The sequence below is a fragment of the Acinetobacter colistiniresistens genome (assembly GCF_000413935.1).
Lineage (GTDB): Bacteria > Pseudomonadota > Gammaproteobacteria > Pseudomonadales > Moraxellaceae > Acinetobacter > Acinetobacter colistiniresistens.
The window spans coordinates 62212-82253 of sequence record NZ_KE340377.1 but is presented as its reverse complement, the minus strand read 5'-3'; the positions used below and the strand labels follow the sequence as shown (position 1 = coordinate 82253).

The window sequence follows — 20042 nt, the reverse complement described above, 5'->3', positions numbered from 1 at the left end:
TTATGTATGAGCCTTACCCCGTCCCGGAACTGGCACGTGAACACCAACGTTTTCGTTACAGCAGTTTATGGACCTTTGCAAAACAAGATTTAAGACTGTTACTTTTTTTCTTATTGATTGCAAGCTTAGTCGGATTCGGGGTGGGATACTTCTGGAGCTGTGTTTTTATTGCCTTCGTGCTGTTCTTTTTTCTACAGCTGCGCTCGCTTTATCTGGTCAATGAATGGATTTCCAACCGTCCTTATGATGTCCCACCCAATCTGAATGGGATTTGGGGGGCATTGCTGTTCAATGTCTATCGCGCACAGCGTCAAGAACGTATTGTTCAAGCAGAAATGGTCGGCTTGATTGACCGTGCACAATCCTCTTTGGTGGCATTGGCCGAAGCGGTGGTCTTGATTGATGATCAACATCAAATCGAATGGTGGAACCCTGCTGCTGAAAAACTCTTGGGCATTAGTCCTTTGGATCGTGGTCGCAACTTATTGTCGATTTTACGCCAACCGAGTTTTATTGAATATTTTAACCATAGCGACCAGTCACCAGATGGGATTCGTCTGCAAGCCCAGATGGATGAAGAGCGTTATGTACAAGTCAAACTGACCCGTTTCGGCGGGGAAAGCCGTCTACTGGTTGCCTATGACACCACACGGGTACATAACCTCGAGCAAATGCGCAAAGACTTTGTCGATAATATTTCACATGAATTACGAACACCGCTGACCGTACTGAGTGGTTATATCGAAACCTTTATTGATCAAGATGACATTACCCCGCGCTGGAAACGGGCTTTTACCCAAATGCAATCTCAAACCAAGCGTATGAATGCTCTGGTGAATGACTTGCTGCTGCTATCCAATTTAGAAAATAATAAAAAAGTCGCGAAAAATCAGATTATTGATATGGCCAATCTGATGAACCAGATCTTTGATGATGCGCGTGCCTACAATCTCGATTATGGTCATACCTTAAATCTGGATATTGATAGCCATTGTGACCTGATTGGTTCTGATATCGAAATTGCCAGTGCCTTTAGTAATCTGATTACCAATGCCATTAAATACACCCCTGCGGGTGGGATCATTACCATTGGCTGGCACGAAGATGGTGACCATGCCTACTTTACCGTACAGGATAATGGGATCGGAATTAATCCCAAACATTTACCGCGCTTAACTGAGCGCTTCTATCGTGTTGATAGCGCGCGTAGTCGTCAGACAGGTGGTACAGGCCTAGGTCTGGCAATTGTAAAACACGTGTTAATGCAACACGGCGCACATTTGGAAATTACCTCGAAGGAAAATGAAGGTTCAACCTTTACTGCGGTATTCCCGAAAGAACGTCTATACCGCATGATTTAAACCAGACAGGGAACTGCCAAGTTCCCTGAAATATGATGTGATCATTCCACTAAAACAATATAATAAATTGTTGTTTCACTTCATCATTTCTATTTTTATCGATGTATTTCTCATGCTAAACACACCTTTTCTTCGTGCTTGTGCCCTCTTGCTTGGGCTCGGTATGCCTTTGGCGATTCATGCTGCTCCAACAGATCCACTGATTGGGACGTGGAAAGTCGTCGACGAACGTACTGGTTCTTATCTGTCTGATATCGTGATTCGCAGACATTCTGCCACTGAACAATACAGTGCCGTGATTGTCAAAATGTATCCTTCTGCCAAGGAAGCTGCGCCGACTTTATGTAGCGCATGTACGGGTACGTTAAAGAATCAGCAGATCATCGGGATGGAAGTATTAACCGGCTTGAAAATGCTCAATCAAAATGAAGAGTTTGGACAGGGTGTTTGGCTCAACCCCTATGACGGACAGAAATACCAGCTGAATGCGCGTTTAAGCAAAACCGGCAAAATGCTCAGCATCAATGCCAAAAACCCAAGCAATAATAACTTTCGCAACATGACTTGGATTCGTCTATAAGCGTCTGCCTTGCTTGCTATAAAATAGATAAAAATCACATAAAAAAGAGTATATTTTATCTACTCTTTTTTATCATTTTAACCATCAGCTAGCACATCAAGAACTGGTTTTAGCATTCAGCGCTGTCGGCTCAAGCAAATGGCTGGGCAAACCAAAAATATGGTCAAAAAAGTAATTATAAACAAAGGTATAACATGGAATTAGCACCATCAAGCTAAAATCCAGCAAGAAGGCTTTGATTAAACTGATCTGCATCCACCATGCAATGAGGGGAATCAAAATCATCACCAAAGCAATTTGAAAGCCGATCGCATGCGCCACGCGTCTCCACAAGGTGCGTTTTTTGGAGCTCTGCTTTTTTTCCCACATCTCGAACACATAGTTATAGAAAAAATTGACCGTCACCGCGATCACCGCGATCAAGATTGATAACGGCCCTGTATGGCTGATGGTTGTGCCTGAAAGCACGGCTAACACCATCGCACAGATAAAAAAGCTGAACACTTCATAGAAAAACACGTAGGTGACTCTTCTCTTGGTTCCTTGCATAACCACACCTTGAAATCAATAATGAGTGGATTTTACGCTTTAAATTTGATAAAAAAAGTTAATCGTTATCAGATCTACTGACAAGGAAGTAACCATGAAGCTCAGTCGTGAACAACTCGAACTGATTCTTGAGATTATTGACCGAGGTAATTTTTCCGCAGCGGCACGTGCCTTGAATCGTGTGCCTTCAGCCGTCAGTATGTCGATTGCCAATCTCGAAGCAGAGTTGAATTTAAAATTATTTGAACGCAGTAAAAATCATCTTGCCCCCACCGAAGTTGCACTCTCGATCGAACCGCATGCCCAGTTAATTCTGACCAAGTTGCGTCAACTTGACCTGCATCTGACCGAGCTTTCAACGGGTCTGGAAACCAACCTCTGCATTGGGATTGCCGCGGATGTCAATCAAAAGTTTCTATTGGCAGGGATTGAACCGTTAATTCAACGCTATCCCTTACTCAATATTGAAATGGTCAGTGCCCCGCAACAGGAGCTCAAGACACGACTGCACAATAACGAGATTGATCTGTATATTGCCTATAGTTCATCGCAACTCGATAATAATGAACGCTTTCGTTTATTGGGGATGGAACAATTCGTCGCAGCGGTTTCACCTAAAGATGCACAACAACTCAAAGCGCAGAATAAAAATGAGCTCACCATGCTGTCTGAACTCAGACAGATTATTGTAGACAGTAAGCATTATCCATTACCTGATAGTCGGGTTTTGGTCTCCGATTCTTATTGGTACAGCGATAATTTATCCATGGCCATTGATATGGTGGAACAAGGTCTCGGTTGGGGCAATTTCCCCCTATCCGTAGTACAAGCACATTTTGCCAAACAGAGTCTGGTACGCTTGGCCTTTCTCGATACCACCAATGGACTGGGTATGCCGATTCATGCGATTTGGCCAGCATATAAACCTTTGAGCAAATCCATGCAATGCTTGATTGAACTGTGGGAAAAACAAATCAATCTTGCATAAAAAAAGCCCGACATCCAAGTCGGGCTTTTTCGTATTCCTTTCACTAGATACAACTCCTGTCATATCTCACGTCCTGATGCACAAACTTATCATTCTTGTTTTATGTTTTGGAACTTCCTGTTCCTGATGAGTTCATATTAGGCAATTCAACTGAGGCTGAAAATGGGACATTGCCCCTAATCACTGTAAGAAAAAGCGTACATTGCCTCACTTTACGCTCATGTTGAAAGCAAGTGATCCCATCGGATTAAATATAGAAACCTCTACTAATCTCCCCATAAATCAATAGTCTGTTCTGTCTTCATTACGCCCATATAGTGATCATAGCTTTGTGCCAGTAGACAAATCACTACAGCAGCAATCAAGGTCAAAATCTTATTTCTCATTGTCATCGTCAGCGACCTGAATCAAGGATCTATAAAAAAGGTATAAGATTTCTCTCATCTAATCTAATATAGAAAAAACAAGCACTGATCTAATTTTGAGATATGTGGACCTTCAAACAATTTAATTATCTAATCACGATTGTAGAAACTGGGGGCTTTATTGCTGCCTCGGAGAAGTTGTTTATTGCTCAATCTGCCCTGAGCAGACAAATTAAAAATTTAGAAGAAGAAATCGGTTTTGAAATTTTTGATCGATCTGAAAAGAAAATTAGACTCACACCTGCAGGTGAAGCACTGTATAAAAGTTTAAAAAGCAATATTGATCATTTAAAAAGTTCCATTGTCAGCGCCCAAAGTATCAGTCGGGGTGAAGGTCGAATCATTAAAATTGCCCATTCCAGCAGTATTGTCTTGGATCAAAGCAAGCTGGAAATCTTTGAGCAGCTTTGTGATTGCCATAACATTGATATCGAAATGAATACCCTATCCTCTGAATTACAGCTCGAATATTTATTGAATGGCAGTATTGATCTGGGCTTTATTCGACCACCGATTTATCACAATTTAAATGATGTAAATACCATCAGTTTATATACCGCACCTTTATATGTCGCCGCCCATATTTCAGACCCATTTTTAAGTGAAAAAGAAAGTATATCGATCCGTGAGTTGGCGTCCTTAAATTTTGTCTCTGTCCCACATAAAGCCCGAGGTGGTTTAAGTTATTTGGCCGCCAATTTATGTTTAGTTAACGGTTTTAGTCCGAAAAGAACCCGAATTTATTCAAGAAAAAGGTCCCAACTGGAACTGGTCGCCAATGGTTTTGGCGTGTGTATTGTGCCTGAAGAATTTAAAGTAATTTTGCCGAGCGATGTCAGACTGATTCCCCTTCAAGATAAAAACACACTTAGCGAAGTAAAACTCATCTGGAAAAAAGATGAAGACCCGATCATTAATAGCTGTGCAGACGCGATTCATGCCTATTACAGTTCCAAGCAAATGAACTAAACAACGATCTTGATTTCAGCTCAAATGAAAAAAGCCCGACATCCTGTCGGGCTTTTTCGTATTCCTTTCACTAGATACAACTCCTGTCATATCTCACATCCTGATGCGCAAACTTATCATTCTTGTTTTATGTTTTGGAACTTCCTGTTCCTGATGAGTTGATCTTAGGCAATTCAGCTTAGGTTGAAAATGGGACATTGCCCTGAATTGCTGTAAGCAAAAACGTACATGGTTTGGATAATGTTGCGCAAAACATGCCCAAATAACTTATACAAAATATGATTTATTTCAAATCGACCTTTTTGACCAATATGAAGATTATTTAAGAAATAAATTAAAAAAATTTATTATGTTAAGTCGAAAGTTGTTGAATGGAAAATCCTTATTTTCTTGTATTCCGGATAAGAGATTTTTTAGATTGTAAAATGAATGAAGACTTAGACGTTTTATGCGCCATCCCGCACGCTTGTTATCTTTAAACCGTTAATAGGACAGAGCCTAAATTTAAAGAGGGACATAACTTACTTTTCTTTTCTTGACCGAAAATCAAATTGGGTTATGTCCTTTTTTTTCAATAGCTTAAAAAATTAAGATTCGCATGAGCCTATTGATATAAGCTTTTTATGGCAACTTACAGAAAGTTATATAATGATCAGATGTATAGTATCTTTCTGAAAAATTATTTCCCCCGTCTACCTTCACAACGAGCCTAAATTTATTATATTTATCAAATTGACCTTGTTCAAAATATTTTCCTTCTACGTAACTAAAAGGACTTTTTAATTTTGGAAGTTTACCTTCATTATTTGAGAATACCTGTGTTACGATTTTGTCCTTACCTGTACCACACATATTTGCATTTTTGACACAGACTCTCATACTACGATCAAACTCTCTAACGTAGTCTGGTAGCTTGCCACAATCTGGAATTGCAGCAAAAACAGAGGATGTAAAAAATACTGAAATTATTAATATGGGATAAGATCTTATATTCATTTTCATAATTCATTCCTTATAAAATTAATACAGATAAATCGGCAGCCTTTAAAAGCTTAGCTCCTAAGACAAAGCGCAACAGAGATAAATCTGCGTGCCCCTAGACCGATATATCTATTTTGGTAGTCTAGTGCCTTAAAATGACACTAGACTAGTTTGTTGAATGGAAGCCTAACACTGCTGTCTTTTCATAAACTTTACTGGTTAAAGCATTCCAACCTTTCATTTTTGACCATTTGGATTGTTTGGGTAAATAAGAGATCCCTTTTATGAATGACTGGACTCAATCTGGGTGACTTATCATCCCAACAACGGCAATGGCATAACTAACCAATGTACAAAGCTGAAGCGCTTAGGAAGCATCCTGAACCGTTACGCCCCAAATTTGGAATAATCCTTTATCCAGTTTGAATGTGGTTACTAATTTACCAGAGCTAGAAAGTTGTACGTCAGTGGTGTGTGTTGCTGAAGCACTCGCAGAGAAAAATGGCCAAATACCAAATGTCGCTGAGGACTTAATCTGTTGATATTCCTGATCACTATATGTCGCATTGCTGGTAACAGTGAATTCGTAATCGCTGACTAGGACGATTTGACTGACCCGACGGGCAAGACTCCCATCAGGCTGATTAAAAAATAAACCCCAATTCCCGGCATTGCTTTGTGGATCCCAGACGCTCATATCATTTTTGGCATTAATGGCGCGTTTGTACTCATTATCTAAGTACCAATTACCACGCGTAACGCTAAGTGTTGCTATCTTGTTAATTTGACCTTGGATGGTAAAACCAGAACTAGCAGCTTTTGCATTGAGCTTATCAAAGTTTGCTGTCGCACCACCATCAAATATATTCCAGAATCCACTTGCGGCGCCCTCAATTTGGGTTTGAGTCAGCGTTTTCTCTGTTTCAGTCGAGTCGAAGTCGATTGTGAACGGACCAGCCCCCGCATTGAGCTGACTCTTGGCATTGTCTAGGGTTGGAGCGTAGATTGGTAACGTTGTAATTTGACCTGATGTGCTAGTGAATTGCTGGTAGTTTGAGGTTTTTCGGACCGCATCCAAGGCTAAATTCAATGGTGCCTGAGCCTGCTTCTGGAATGCAGAAAGAGCTCCTGGGACACTCTGAGGATCCAAGCGTTGGTTAGCAAACTTCTTGAAGACCGCCTCTTGAGAATCTTCGCTCATCGGGTTCGCGTTAAAGTAGGCATTCCTGTAATTGATCCAATTGATATAATTATCGCCGAGATAAGTTGCGAGATCTGTACCTTGCTCAGCTAAAAGTGCTTGCAAGAGCATCTTGTAACCACCAGAAAACGTTGCCACGCTGCCTGCATCGTAAAGATCTGTGTTGGGTGGAATAGCATCAGCCATACTAAATAGGCCACTGCTGTCGCTGGTTTGAAGACCTAAACTGCCCTGAGCTAGTTTAAACGAACTATCCAGACCGAGGGCTTTCGTTACGACCTCTTTCCATGCAGCATTAAGTTTTTGTACATTTGTTTGAGTATCAGAGTTCATGGTATTACCTCATATAAAGATCCTAATGATCTTTTCTAATAAAATTATTATATTTAAGCTTATTTAATATTTATTTTTAGTGTTTCTAGATTTTCTTCACAAGTAGCTTTTTAATAAAACAATAATATTCAACCATTATAAATATCAAATAGCAACTCATAAAAATTCCCCACACCATATAAAAATATCCCCAGTTCTTAAATATATTTTTCTGGAAATCAAAACTTATAATAGTTCTCTAACAAATAGAATTAAAAAAAAATAGACCTAGACTAGTTCACCGTAATATCGGCATGTATCTAATTGAAAAATAGGTTATTAAGTTAGCACTTTCCTTTATAAAAAGAGTTTTTTAAAATGAGACTAAGTCCGCAAAAATTAAAAATATTGATAAGTATGTTTTGCCAAGATAGCACAGCATCTGAAACAGCAGAACTAACAAAAATAAATAGAAATACTGTAAATTATTGGTATAAAAAATTTAGAAATCTGATTTATTTAAACAGAACAAAAATGAGATCTAATTTGGGATATACAAAAGACAATAAACATTTAAATCTCCATAAATTAGTACTATCTATTTATGAAAAAGAGAAGAATGTTTTTATAGATTTCACCCCTGTCGATGAATACCATAGGTTAATTTTTTTTTTAGAAAAAACACCGATAAAAATACCAACCAAAATATGAATTACACTTTTTTAATTTCTTTAGAATATTCAAAGTTCATTTCATTTTCATCTAACAATCGGGAACTTAAATTATTTTGGATTTTTTGTGAATGCCGACTATCTAAATTTAATGGGGTTTCCAAATATTTTGATTTACATTTAAAAGAATGTGAGTGGCGATGGAGGAATGATCATTTAGAGGAAGACTTACTATCTATGGTTAAAGAAGCAAATTTAATAAAATAATACTAATTCATAAATATCATATGAAAATTTTCTAATTCATTTAATACAGTTTATACAAAAGATAAAAGCCCTTTAAAAGTTTTAAAGGGCTTTTAAAATGATTTTGTAAGCTTAAATCGAATGACCTAAACGCTCACCCATCACCACTGTCGAATTGGCTTTAAACTGTTCTTCCCAAACCATTTTATCTTTTTCAAATAAAATCACAGCGGTTGAACCTAGGTAGAAACGCCCTAACTCGGCACCTTTCTCCAATTTCATTTGGTGATGCTGCAATTCAACTTTGCCAGAGGGTTTTACCTTGCCCGTTGCAACCGTTTCAATCCCAGCCACAATCATTGCGCCAACCAAAACCACCGCCATACGACCCAGTTCGGTATCAAACAAACACACCATACGTTCATTACGTGCAAACAAACCTGGTACATTTTCAGCCGTGGTTTGGTTGACTGAGAACAACTCACCTGGAATATATAAGGTCTCAGTCAATGTACCTGCCAATGGCATATGCACACGATGGTAATCTTTTGGCGATAAATACACGGTTGCAAATTGACCATCAATAAATGGTTTCGCCAACTGCGGATCACCAATCAATTTTTCAGCAGAAAAGCTTTGGCCTTTGGCTTGGAAAATATCACCCGCTTCGATTTTACCGAGCTGCGAAATCGCACCATCGGCCGGGCAAACAATGCTATCGGCTTGTTCATCAATACCACGGACACCCTCTTTTAACGCACGGGTAAAAAATTCATTAAATGACTTATATTGCAGTGCATTGCTTTGCGCTGCAATGCTCATATCAATGCCATATTTTGCTTTGAATGCCTGAATCACAGCAGTTTTTACCAAGACATTTTCACTTGCGGCAACTTTACCGACCACACGGCTCAGTTGGTGTTGCGGCACAAGATTCTGTGCTTTGATAAAGAGTTGTTTTTTTAGATCTGCTGCAAAACTCAAGACGGTGACTCCCCTGAAATAATAGGACTATCGAGGCGATTGCCCCATTCACTCCACGCACCGTCATAGGCTCTAACTTGCCAGTTGAGCAATCTTGCCAAAATATACGCCAAACCTGAACGATGATGAGACTGACAGTACACCACCACAGGTTGTTGTAAATTAAAGCCTAATTGTTCTAAACGTTGTTGTGTGCGTTCAAGCGGGTGTAATTTTAGATGATTTTCACGGTTTAGGGCAGTACTCCATTCAAAATGCAGTGCATTTGGGATGTGACCGCCGCGTCGTGCAGCCAAGCGCAAGCCTGTATATTCCTCGTTGGTACGGCAATCCCAGAGCTGAATATTGTCCTGTTCGACCTGTTGTAACAATTCGTGATATTCAATGCGATGCTGCTGTACCGTGTCTAAATCGATCTGGAACAGATCGGCAACGGGTCTGACGGGATCGACTTCAGCCGTGGTCGGCAAACCTGCCCCCAACCAGCCATGAATCCCACCATTAATCAAACTGGTTCGATTAAAACCAAGGCAATGTAAGTTCCAGATTAAACGCCCTGCCCATGCGCCACCTTCATCGTCATAGACCACGACATGATGTTGCGGCGAAATATTCAGTTTCTCGATTAAAGCCTGTAAACCTGCTAAATCAGGCAATACCCCACTGGCTTGTTCTTGTTGTGCAACCAGAAATTTAGGTTGTAAATGAATTGCATGAGGGATATGCAGTTGTTCATACACCGATGCTCGGCTTAAATCGACAATTCGAATCAACTCGCTGCCTAAATAAGGCACCAATTGTTCAGGCTCAATCAGTAAACCCAGTTTAAAATCTACGTCAGTCATTGTTATGCTGTTTTATCATCCGCATTGGGGGTGATTTTAGCATAGCGGATTTTTTATCTTTGTCTGATTTTTTGCATTCATTTAGCAGAAAAGTAGATATACCGTCTGATGAATATCCATAATGCTTTTCAGATTTAATATAATCTATCACATGAAATTGGATACTCGAAAACGTCATCCACAACCTGCGAAATATCTACAAGGTATTGCTTCTGCGAAATATAAAATAGAAGAAGGAAATGAACAGGTTTTGTGGATGACAATGGTTTTGCCTACTTTTCCCGAAAGAAAAGTAGGCAAAACCGAAGGTTGAACCTAATATTTAAAAAATGCCCAGTAAGATACCGCCATCACCATCCTCTAAACTTGTTTGCCTAGACACTGACTTCGTTCTCTTCAATCTCAAACACCTGACGCAAATACGCCAAGAAAGTATCATTATCGGTCATGGTCTTACCCGGACTATCCGAAATCTTCGCCACTGACTGACGATTACACTCCACCAATTTCAACACAATATTCAAAGGCTTCTGCCCCATATCGTTGGTTAAATTGGTGCCAATCCCAAAACTCACTTGGAAACGATCTTTAAAATATTGATGCAATAACCATGCTTTTTCCAAATTCAGACCATCACTAAAGGTCAACATCTTGGTCTTGGTATCAATCTTGAGTTTGCGATAATGTGCATACGCCTTATCACCCCACTCATACGGGTCGCCACTGTCATGACGTAAGCCATCAAATAACTTGGCAAAATACAAATCAAAATCACGCAAGAAGGCATCCATACCGACCACATCGGTTAGGGCAATGCCTAAATCCCCACGATACTCTTGTACCCATGCTTCCAAAGCAGCTTTTTGGAAATTACGCAAACGCACATCAAGTGCCTGAAAAGCCTGCAAGAATTCATGCGCCATGGTACCAATCGGACTAATCCCCAATTGCTTGGCCAACAATACATTACTGGTTCCGCGAAAGACTTTCGGTGCAACAGCCTGAAAGGCCTGTACCACATGCTTTTGCCATTCAAAGCTATAACGGCGGCGTGTGCCAAAGTCAGATACTAAAAAGGGAGGCTCTTTATCTTGTTGTTCTTGTGCATAATGATGTAATTGCAGCAACTTCTGTTGCAGGCGGCGTTCACCCTCAACCAATACCTCATCACTACGGATGCGACGGAAATACAATTCATTGACGATAGCCAAGACAAAAATCTCAAACATCATCGCCTGAACCATAGGCCCTTCAATTCGGATATCCAAGCGCCCAGCCTCATCAATACTGGCTTTGATAAAACGACGTTTTAGTTGGAATAATTCCAGATAATCAACAAAATCACTTTTAATAAAACGCAATGAGCGTAGGTATTGTAATTCATCTTCTGCAAAACGCAGTTCACAGAGCAAATCCAGCTGCTGATTCAAGTCATCTAAAATATCAACTAAGGGATAAACCGTATCTTCTAAATTGCGGCAACGAAATAAATAAACACTATGTGTTTGCGGAAACTGATGCAACACCACCTGTAACATGGTGAATTTATATAAGTCGGTATCCAGCAAAGATTGAATAATGGGTGTAGACATGACTGACTTAGGATCTATTCTATTTCAAGCATTAAAGCATACTTTTAGCCAGAAATGAGGCTGTCTACGACGATGGTTATTCTTCTTGTCATAATCTTGCCTAGAGTCTTTTTAAATTCAAATAGTTAAATAAGATCCTAGCTCACTCCGAACCAGCAGGCTGAATCTCCCGCAACCGTGGCAGTTGCCCAAACTCAATCGCAAACTGCTCAGCGGTCAGTTGACCTGTTTTCGCAGCATGGGGATCACAATCCACCCGACGCAATTGCTTGGCAATGCTCCATTCAGCTTTGACAATGGCTCCCATCAACGCAGTATGCCCCCGCTTATCTCGAATACAGCGATTGGCATTTTGATCCAGTAACAGCTGAACCGCCTCTTTCTGTCCGTAATAACTCGCCATCATCAATGCGGTGTAACCTGAGTGATCTTGGATATCAACTGGAAAGCCATGCTTTAAAAATTCTTGTAAAACTTCAGTATTGCCAACTTTTGCTGCTGAAAAGAACAGCTCAACCACCTCATCTGAACCGTTTACTGCAGTCGATGCTGGGTTCGCATAACTCGAGATGGATAAACTACTGCACACGATACAAATTGCACAGACTGTCGCTCTTAAACCAATCATCACAACATCCTCTGAATTTAAAAAGGAGTGCCTGTAACACTCACCCTAGGTGCAGGAAAGGCGATTGAGGTTACAGGACTTGCTGGGGGTAACAATAACGGCACCTGTTACCACATACTCAACGTATTATTGGTCTTGCAATTGTGCTGCTTTGGCCTGCACATTTTTAAGGTTAACATTGAGTGACTTGGCTAAACGCGTTCCATAGTCCGCGTCTGCCTTATAGAAGTAAGACAGCATGATGGTCTTGGTTTCCATATCTTTGACTTGCCCTAAATCCGCAGTCAGGTTACGAATCAAGTCATTCTTTTCCGTTACCGAATAACTCCGATATAACTCGCCCGCCTGTTTAAATGGCTGCTGTTTTTGAATCGCATGCTGCATCACTGTTCCTTGTAAAGGTGTAGCAACCGCACGTGCAATCTCAGTTGAAGGCTTTGGTTCAATCGTACTTGGCTCATAGTTGACATGCGACTCAGTCTGTCCCATGTTCATCGCCCCTTCCTGATTATTGTTATTCACCGCTACACGAGGGCGATTTACAGGAATTTGCTGATGATTCGCGCCTAGACGATATAACTGTGTATCTGAGTAAGAGAAGATACGACCTTGCAGTAAACGATCTTCCGATGGCTCAATACCCGGGATCAAATTGCCTGGAGCAAACGCGGATTGCTCAGTTTCCTGGAAGAAGTTCTTTGGCATACGATTCAGGGTCAAGGTTCCGACTCTAACTTCAGGCACTAGATCATTCGGCCAGATTTTGGTTGCATCTAATGGGTTGAAATCAAATTTATCGAGGTCTTTGGGATCAAGTACCTGAATATATAGATCCCATTTTGGATAGTTACCCGCGTAAATGGTTTTGTACATATCATTGGTCAAATGACTCCAGTCACGACCTTGTACTTCTTTGACCTGATCTAAGTTCAGACCTTTCACGCCTTGCTTCGAACGCCAGTTAAATTTGACGTATTTATATTCACCTTTATCGTTATAAAGCTTAAATGCATGTACGCCAAAACCATCTAGGGTACGGTAACTTTCTGGTGTCCCCAAATTGGAATAGACATAGGTCAACATATTAATCGACCACGGCTGACTCTTTAAGAAATCAAAAATGCGGTTTGGATCTTGAACATTGGTGACCGGATCAGGCTTCATCGCATGGACAAAGTCTGGGAACTTGATCGCATCACGGATAAAGAACACGGGTAGGTTATTACCGACCAAATCCCAATTCCCCTGTTGAGTATAGAATTTCACGGCAAAACCATGCGGGTCACGCGCGGTTTCTGGCGAACCTTTAGGATGAATCACGGTCGAGAATCGAACAAATACGGGGGTCGTTGTTCCCGCTTTAAACATAGAAGCGACAGTCAGATCAGAAAGATCTTTGGTTGCCACAAAATCACCATAAACCCCTGTACCACGGGCATGCACCACACGCTCAGGGATACGTTCACGGCCGAAACGTTGCAACTTCTGAATCAGCTGAACATCTTGCAACAAGGTTGCACCATTGGCACCCGCTGTCATTGAGTTTTGATTGTCACCAACAGGTGCACCATTGTCTTTTGTTAAAGGAGCTGCATACGCTGTGCCGAGCATTGCCGCCATTATTGTGAATAAAAATGTTCGCTTAAACATACTGTTAAATCCAAAAATCTAAATACCTTTCCTGCACGGCAACTATACAAAGATTTTAACAATAGATAAAAAAGATAATTTTAATAAAATAGATCGAAAAATAAGATCATGGCAAATCCCCTCATTTTTCAAGCTCGATGTAAAGCCGCTGAATCTGCTAGACTGCGGCATCTCTACAAGACAGATTTTCACTTTTCTATGCGTGCATTAATTCAACGTGTTCTCGAAGCCAAAGTTGTCGTTGAGGGCCAAACTACAGGTGAGATCCAACACGGCCTATTGGTGTTTTTAGGCTTAGGTAAAGAAGACAACCTTGAAAAAGGCCAAAAACTGATTGATAAGATTCTGAAATATCGGATTTTTGATGATGAGCAAGGCAAAATGGGCTGGAACCTCAGCCAAGCCAATGGTGGCCTGCTACTGGTCTCACAATTTACGCTGATGGCTCAGACTCAGAAAGGCTTGCGACCAGACTTTGGCCCCGCAATGCTACCTGCCGAGGCGCAAGCCTTATATGAGCAACTGGTTGACTATGCCCGTCAACAGTTCAATCAGGTACAAACGGGTATTTTTGCGGCCGATATGAAAGTTCATTTAATCAATGATGGCCCGGTGACGTTTAATCTGGAAGTTAAATAATCACAAAACATAAAAAAACTCCCGAGAAGGAGTTTTTTTATTACAGCTCTTTTATTATTTGCCAGTTTTTTCTTTAATAAATGCACGTGCTTGACGAATTTTCTCTTTTACCGGTTTTGGCACTTTTGGTGGAATCAATTTTGCCGCTTGGTTAAACCAAACCAATAAGCTAAAGTCGCCTTCCATTTTGATACTGCCATCTTGCATCCCCGTCATAAATGCAGTTGGGTCACCCTTAATTAGAGTCTTGACACCTTGCTCACTTGAAGCAAATTGCAAAATGAAATCTGCTTGTTGTGGACTGCCTGCAACGGTATCAATTTTGCCGTGATTCACAATAATCTGACGTGCAAAGCCTAAATCTGTACCAATTTGAATACGAAATTCACGATCATGAACCAATTCAATAAACTTCGGACTCGTACGTGCCAATTGCTTCATCCGTAGTGCCAAACCTGCCACCAACAAATCAAGTGGATCAGTGCTGACATCAACGATAGGTAACTTAACCACAGGTAAAGAAGAAAGCTTCATGACAATTATGCCTACAGTATAATGATGAAAATTAAGACAACAGTATCCTAGCACAATTGTAGAGTTGTCTGTAAAAGCTTTGTTGCAGAAAATTAATACAAAAAAGGCATGCTGAGCATGCCTTTTTTGCTGTTCAAATTATTATGATTTATCGGCTAGAACATTGTTGCTGATCATCCTTATATACAGGTGTATGTTCAATATACTGGCGATTTGCCAATTGCTTTTGTGCTTGTTTATCTTCACGTAAAAGAATAAATGTAACCGTCATCATCGCGAGGCTCAAGGCAGTCAGATAACTATAGGCGACGGACATATCGAATATGGTTTGCGCACCAAAGCGTACCACTTCTAACAGTCCCCAGCACAGCATACCCGCCAACATAAAACCTAACCAACGACGATAAGGAGAAAAGAAAACAGCAATAATTGCGACAGCGATTAAGCCAAATCCAACCAACATGGTGAAATTCGCTGCTTCCATAGAAACCTCCGTCTAAAAAAGGGTGGTCTGCAATTGTGTTCAGACCTCTATTTTGTTCTGTAATCTCAAACAGTACTTGGTGTTGCATTCACGTCTTTATGCATTATGGAGGGTTTTTTTTAGAAAAGAAGAGCCTGAAATTAACCTTACGACATAAGCTGTCGCAATATGCTTTTGTCATTACATTTTTTAAAATTATAAAAGTCCTCAATCTCCATATAGCATCAATTGCGGCGTGTCATTACAAAAAAATATCGTTGTTTTATGCCCTAAAAAAACTTTTTTCAGATTTTTTTTATCGTTGTTTTTCTATACATTTAGACATAAATATGACGGAATAGTGACGTCCTGAAAATTAATCAGGCCGCTTTAAAAAGCGGCCTGATTTCAAACGTAAATCATGGTTTTAAGCGCGATTTAAATCTTTATCATGCATACCCAACAAGTACAAAACACCATCTAAACCCACACTTGATATGGCTTGATTAGCATTTTGACGAACGAGCGGCTTGGCACGGAACGCAACGCCTAAACCAGCAATTGAGAGCATTGGCAAATCATTGGCACCATCACCGACGGCCATGGCCTGCTCAAGTGAAATGCCCATCTTCTCGGCCAATTGACGCAGGAGTTCAGCCTTACGTGCACCATCTACAATTGCACCTTTAACCTCACCTGTCACCACACCATTTTCGACATCCAGAATGTTGGCATGGACTTCATCAATTCCCAATTTGGCTTGTAAGTATTCCGCAAAATACTGGAAACCACCGGACAGGATTGCGGTTTTATAACCCAATGCTTTCAGCGTTGAAATCAGACGCTCCGCCCCTTCAGTCACCGTTAGACGTTCTGCAATTTTAGGCAAAACCGATGCATCCAGCCCCTTGAGCAACGCAACACGGGCACGGAAACTTTGCTGAAAATCAAGCTCACCCAACATCGCACGTTCAGTGATTTCAGCGACCTGAGCCCCCACACCTGCTTCTAATGCCAGCTCATCAATCACCTCTTGCTCAATCAGCGTAGAGTCCATATCAAAGCAAACTAAACGACGATTACGGCGATAAGCATTATCTTCCTGTACCGCCACATCAATATTGAGTTCACCCGATAAACTGAGGCAAGCAGCTCGCATGGCCTGTGCATCGAGCATCTGCCCACTCAGACCAAATTGTACGCAGGCACGACGCGGGAATGGATTTTCAACATCAAGCTCTAAACGACCCGATAACCGCGTGACCGTTTCAATATTAAAACCTTGACTTGAAACAATTTTAGTGACGGCTTGCAAATGTGCAGCCGTCAGTTCAGGCGCCAGTGCGGTAACGATATAGCGTGTTCGTCCACCTTCACTCACCCATTGATCATATTCTGCGTTGGAGATTGGTTTAAATCGCACAGTTAAGCCAATATCATGTGCTAAAATCAGAATCTCTTTCATTGCTAATGCAGTTGCAGTCTCATTATCCGAAGCAACAACAATCCCAAGGGTAAGTTGATTATGGATAACGGCCTGACCTACATCGAGTATTTGCAAAGAATGTACGGATAGTACTTGCATTAATCGAGTAAACTGATTCGGTTGATCTGGTCCTAGAAAGGATATAAGAATGATTTCTCGCATGAATTGACTCGTGGTTGAGCGACAACTATTGTAAGAATCATAACATAACCCATGAATCTATTTGCCTTGGAAGTTTAACTTGAATGCGCCTCGCCAAGGGCTATTTGCTAGCCTACTGATCGTAAGTTTTGCATTGCATACCTTTTTATTGGTGATTGCAACGACACATCAACTCAATGAAAATCGCGCCAGCCAAGGCCAGCTGATGACCAGTCAGTTAGTGGCAGATACGCTTTCCGAATTGGAACCGGCCAATACCGTTTCATTGGCATTGGTGGCCAATCGTTATGCAACCAACCCAAGTGTTGCATCCATTCGCATCTTGGACGCCAATAAACAAGTCCTTGCGACCAGCGGTATGGCCAAAACCCGTCAGGGTGAAGTGTTTGTTCGCGATGCGCTGCAAAATGAAAAGAAAGTGGGTACGGTTGAAATTACCTTAATCCAACCGAGCATTGGTGAGATCTTACGGACTCAATGGCTGGCTATTTTAGTTTCTTTATTTATTCATGGCCTGATTTGGTTGGCTTATCGTGCTATTGCGCGCCAAACCCGCAGTGAATACCTTGCAAAAATCAATCAGGAAAATCATCTCAAACATGAAATTCAACGCCTAACCCAAGCACTCGCACTTGAAAAACAGAATGCAGTGACTTTGGTTGCCCAAGCGCAACAACAGGCAAAAGCCCAAGCCAAACCCCGCATTGAAAAAAATCCAGTTGAGTCTGTCACGCTGGACGATCATGCTTTGGCACTTAATATCCAGTTTTATGACCCTAAGCAGTTGCTCAACAGTGTCAACCAATCTGTTTCAGTGCCTTATTTCAAACTGTGCCAACTGTTCTTGGATAAAAGTATTGATCTATGTGCCAAACATTATCAAATTGATGCTGCCCAAATTCAGGTGGTACAAGAATTTAGTGCCGACGGTGCAAGCTTGGCCACCACCTCGGAAAAAAACCATGCTCTCGAATGTCTGATGATGGTCGGTGCCGTTTTCCAACTCTTGTCCGATGTGCTGTATAAACGTTATCGTGAAGATAAACGTTTTGCCTTGCAAACCCGTGGGGCTGTTGCCAGTGCTGTCGATGCCATGCAATTAGATGCACTTGAAGCCGCAAAACGTTTGGCACAGCATTTACATGCGAAAGAGGCCGCTTTGCATTTAAACCATGAGCAACTAAAAACGATTCAGAACAACTATGAATTGGTGGCAATGCCTAACCCGAGCAATATTATGACCCGCCATGCTTTCATGATTAACGGCATGAATGAAGAATGTGCGACGCTGGCGCAAACTTTACGCACTGAAATTTTAATGGGTAAAAAAACCAGAGCTTCCACAGAGTTTGAATAAGCCTCGGCTTGACTTCTTTTAGCTCCACAGTTGAGTGATTAAAAATACAAGGCTTTGTCTAAATACAAAGCCTTGTATTTTTTCTCGGCACCCAAATATTAATGCTCTACTGGGGTAATCCTCATTTGCGCAACACAAAATGCCTTTGCAGGCTAAAGTGTTGCTTTGAAATTTGTCGCCCCTGTCTTTTTATTGCTAAAGAAGCACAGGCGAAATTTTTTAAAATGCGGTAAACTATGCCAGATTTATCGAATACTAGTGCCTGAAAAGGCAACATCAAAGGTGAAAGCGAATGCCGCTGAGTCGTGTTGAAGAGCTTGTCGCAGATATTCGTGCAGGCAAAATGGTCATCCTCATGGATGATGAAGATCGTGAAAATGAAGGTGACTTAGTCATCGCTGCAACGCATGTTCGCCCAGAAGATATTAACTTCATGATTACCCATGCACGCGGACTGGTCTGCCTAACACTGAGTCGCGATCGTTGCAAACAGCTCAACTTGCCATTGATGGTTGATCAAAATGGCGCACAACACGCGACCAACTTTACGCTCTCCATTGAAGCTGCGGAAGGAATCAGCACAGGGATCTCAGCCGCTGAACGTGCGCATACCATTCGCACTGCGGTTGCTGCACATGCCAAACCAAGTGATATCGTACAACCCGGCCATATCTTTCCTTTGATGGCACAACCCGGCGGTGTATTGCACCGTGCAGGTCATACCGAAGCAGGATGTGACTTAACCCGCCTAGCTGGTTTAGAACCTGCCTCTGTGATCTGTGAAATTATTAACGATGACGGCACCATGGCGCGTCGTCCTGATTTAGAAGTATTTGCAGAGAAACATGGCTTAAAAATTGGCACCATTGCGGATCTGATTCATTACCGCATGACCAATGAACAAACCGTTGAACGTTTGTCTCAAGAAAGCATTGAAACCGAATACGGCGCATTTGAACTCTATAAATACCGTGAAATCGGTAATCCAGACATTCATGTGGCATTAGTGAAAGGTGATCCAAAGCAAGGGGTGACCACGGTGCGTGTTCATGGTTTCAGTCCAATTCGTGACTTATTAAAACTCAACAAAGCCGATGGTTCGTCTGCTTGGAATTTAGATCATGCAATGAAAACCATTGCAGCAAGTGATCGTGGTGTATTGGTGTGGATTGGTCAGGATCATCTGGAAGATTTAGGTCCTGCACTGAATAGCTTAAATCAGCCAAAACCGCTGAAATCCAATGCAGCATTGTCCCATCAATACCAAACGATTGGTGTCGGTGCACAGATTCTACGTGATTTAGGTGTTGAGAAGATGAAGCTGCTCAGCTCGCCGCTTCGCTTCAATGCCTTATCCGGATTTAATTTAGAGGTAGTGGAATACATCACTGCCGATCAAATCACAGCAAAATAATCGAG

Annotated in this window: 20 protein-coding genes; 8 read left to right on the top strand and 12 right to left on the bottom strand. The window is 41.3% G+C overall.

Translation table 11 applies throughout. The features are described 5' to 3' along the window. Positions 1–2: 2 nt before the first annotated feature. Both phoR and F907_RS15405 read left to right on the top strand, forming a co-directional pair. Positions 3–1361, top strand: a complete 1359-nt coding sequence (gene phoR / locus F907_RS15400) for a phosphate regulon sensor histidine kinase PhoR (protein WP_005270214.1) — start codon at positions 3–5, stop codon at positions 1359–1361. A gap of 112 nt (positions 1362–1473) precedes the next feature. Next, positions 1474–1941 carry a DUF2147 domain-containing protein gene (locus F907_RS15405; RefSeq protein WP_005270213.1) on the top strand — a complete coding sequence of 156 codons (468 nt, stop codon included), beginning with the start codon at positions 1474–1476 and terminating at the stop codon, positions 1939–1941. A gap of 96 nt (positions 1942–2037) precedes the next feature. Here the strand turns inward: F907_RS15405 and F907_RS15410 are convergent, their stop codons facing one another. Continuing rightward, the gene (locus F907_RS15410; protein WP_016651293.1) at positions 2038–2490 is read right to left on the bottom strand and encodes a PACE efflux transporter; all 453 of its coding nucleotides are present in this window, start codon (positions 2488–2490) and stop codon (positions 2038–2040) included. A 94-nt stretch (positions 2491–2584) separates the two neighbouring features. Here F907_RS15410 and F907_RS15415 point away from each other — a divergent pair, with 94 nt between their 5' ends. After that, on the top strand, positions 2585–3478 hold the full coding sequence (locus tag F907_RS15415) for a LysR family transcriptional regulator (RefSeq protein WP_016651292.1): 894 nt from the start codon (positions 2585–2587) through the stop codon (positions 3476–3478). 266 nt (positions 3479–3744) lie between these two features. Here F907_RS15415 and F907_RS19350 read toward each other — a convergent pair whose 3' ends face one another. Then, positions 3745–3870, bottom strand: a complete 126-nt coding sequence (locus F907_RS19350) for a hypothetical protein (RefSeq protein WP_016651291.1) — start codon at positions 3868–3870, stop codon at positions 3745–3747. A gap of 96 nt (positions 3871–3966) precedes the next feature. On the opposite strand from F907_RS19350, the gene F907_RS15420 reads away from it, so the two are divergent. Beyond that, the gene (locus F907_RS15420) at positions 3967–4872 is read left to right on the top strand and encodes a LysR family transcriptional regulator (protein WP_016651290.1); all 906 of its coding nucleotides are present in this window, start codon (positions 3967–3969) and stop codon (positions 4870–4872) included. A gap of 621 nt (positions 4873–5493) precedes the next feature. Here the strand turns inward: F907_RS15420 and F907_RS15425 are convergent. Both F907_RS15425 and F907_RS15430 read right to left on the bottom strand, forming a co-directional pair. Continuing rightward, positions 5494–5874: a ribonuclease domain-containing protein gene (locus F907_RS15425; RefSeq protein WP_005238049.1), complete on the bottom strand. Its 381-nt coding sequence runs from the start codon at positions 5872–5874 to the stop codon at positions 5494–5496. 346 nt (positions 5875–6220) lie between these two features. Next, a complete protein-coding gene (locus F907_RS15430) occupies positions 6221–7387 on the bottom strand; it encodes a hypothetical protein (protein WP_016651289.1) in 1167 nt (388 codons plus the stop codon). Positions 7388–7744: 357 nt separating this feature from the next. Between F907_RS15430 and F907_RS15435 the strand changes: the two genes are divergently transcribed. Further along, positions 7745–8077: a helix-turn-helix domain containing protein gene (locus F907_RS15435; protein ID WP_016651288.1), complete on the top strand. Its 333-nt coding sequence runs from the start codon at positions 7745–7747 to the stop codon at positions 8075–8077. A gap of 338 nt (positions 8078–8415) precedes the next feature. On the opposite strand, the gene asd is transcribed toward F907_RS15435, so the two are convergent. From asd to F907_RS15465, 5 genes are all read right to left on the bottom strand, one after another. Beyond that, the gene (gene asd, locus F907_RS15440; RefSeq protein ID WP_016651287.1) at positions 8416–9267 is read right to left on the bottom strand and encodes an archaetidylserine decarboxylase; all 852 of its coding nucleotides are present in this window, start codon (positions 9265–9267) and stop codon (positions 8416–8418) included. Next, positions 9264–10112: a sulfurtransferase gene (locus F907_RS15445; RefSeq protein WP_016651286.1), complete on the bottom strand. Its 849-nt coding sequence runs from the start codon at positions 10110–10112 to the stop codon at positions 9264–9266. Before F907_RS15445 ends, asd begins: the two co-directional genes overlap by 4 nt. 374 nt (positions 10113–10486) lie before the next feature. Continuing rightward, the gene (gene pncB / locus F907_RS15455; RefSeq protein ID WP_016651284.1) at positions 10487–11704 is read right to left on the bottom strand and encodes a nicotinate phosphoribosyltransferase; all 1218 of its coding nucleotides are present in this window, start codon (positions 11702–11704) and stop codon (positions 10487–10489) included. A gap of 142 nt (positions 11705–11846) precedes the next feature. Beyond that, positions 11847–12332 (bottom strand): ankyrin repeat domain-containing protein, encoded by a 486-nt coding sequence (locus F907_RS15460; RefSeq protein WP_016651283.1) that lies wholly within the window; start codon positions 12330–12332, stop codon positions 11847–11849. A 126-nt stretch (positions 12333–12458) separates the two neighbouring features. Continuing rightward, complete coding sequence (locus F907_RS15465; RefSeq protein WP_016651282.1) at positions 12459–13982, bottom strand: catalase; 1524 nt, start codon at positions 13980–13982, stop codon at positions 12459–12461. A gap of 198 nt (positions 13983–14180) precedes the next feature. Here F907_RS15465 and dtd point away from each other — a divergent pair, with 198 nt between their 5' ends. After that, positions 14181–14621 carry a D-aminoacyl-tRNA deacylase gene (gene dtd / locus F907_RS15470; RefSeq protein ID WP_032861732.1) on the top strand — a complete coding sequence of 147 codons (441 nt, stop codon included), beginning with the start codon at positions 14181–14183 and terminating at the stop codon, positions 14619–14621. 54 nt (positions 14622–14675) lie between these two features. On the opposite strand, the gene F907_RS15475 is transcribed toward dtd, so the two are convergent. The 3 genes from F907_RS15475 to serB all read right to left on the bottom strand — a co-directional run bounded on the left by F907_RS15475 (position 14676) and on the right by serB (position 17266). Next, a complete protein-coding gene (locus tag F907_RS15475; RefSeq protein WP_005238037.1) occupies positions 14676–15155 on the bottom strand; it encodes a hypothetical protein in 480 nt (159 codons plus the stop codon). Positions 15156–15303: 148 nt separating this feature from the next. Then, a complete protein-coding gene (gene aciT, locus F907_RS15480) occupies positions 15304–15639 on the bottom strand; it encodes a ciprofloxacin tolerance protein AciT (protein ID WP_005238035.1) in 336 nt (111 codons plus the stop codon). A gap of 406 nt (positions 15640–16045) precedes the next feature. Then, a complete protein-coding gene (serB, locus tag F907_RS15485) occupies positions 16046–17266 on the bottom strand; it encodes a phosphoserine phosphatase SerB (protein WP_005270174.1) in 1221 nt (406 codons plus the stop codon). Positions 17267–17327: 61 nt separating this feature from the next. Between serB and F907_RS15490 the strand changes: the two genes are divergently transcribed. Both F907_RS15490 and ribBA read left to right on the top strand, forming a co-directional pair. Continuing rightward, on the top strand, positions 17328–18623 hold the full coding sequence (locus F907_RS15490; RefSeq protein WP_164743254.1) for a hypothetical protein: 1296 nt from the start codon (positions 17328–17330) through the stop codon (positions 18621–18623). A 292-nt stretch (positions 18624–18915) separates the two neighbouring features. Next, positions 18916–20037, top strand: a complete 1122-nt coding sequence (gene ribBA, locus F907_RS15495; protein WP_005238032.1) for a bifunctional 3,4-dihydroxy-2-butanone-4-phosphate synthase/GTP cyclohydrolase II — start codon at positions 18916–18918, stop codon at positions 20035–20037. Positions 20038–20042: the final 5 nt, after the last annotated feature.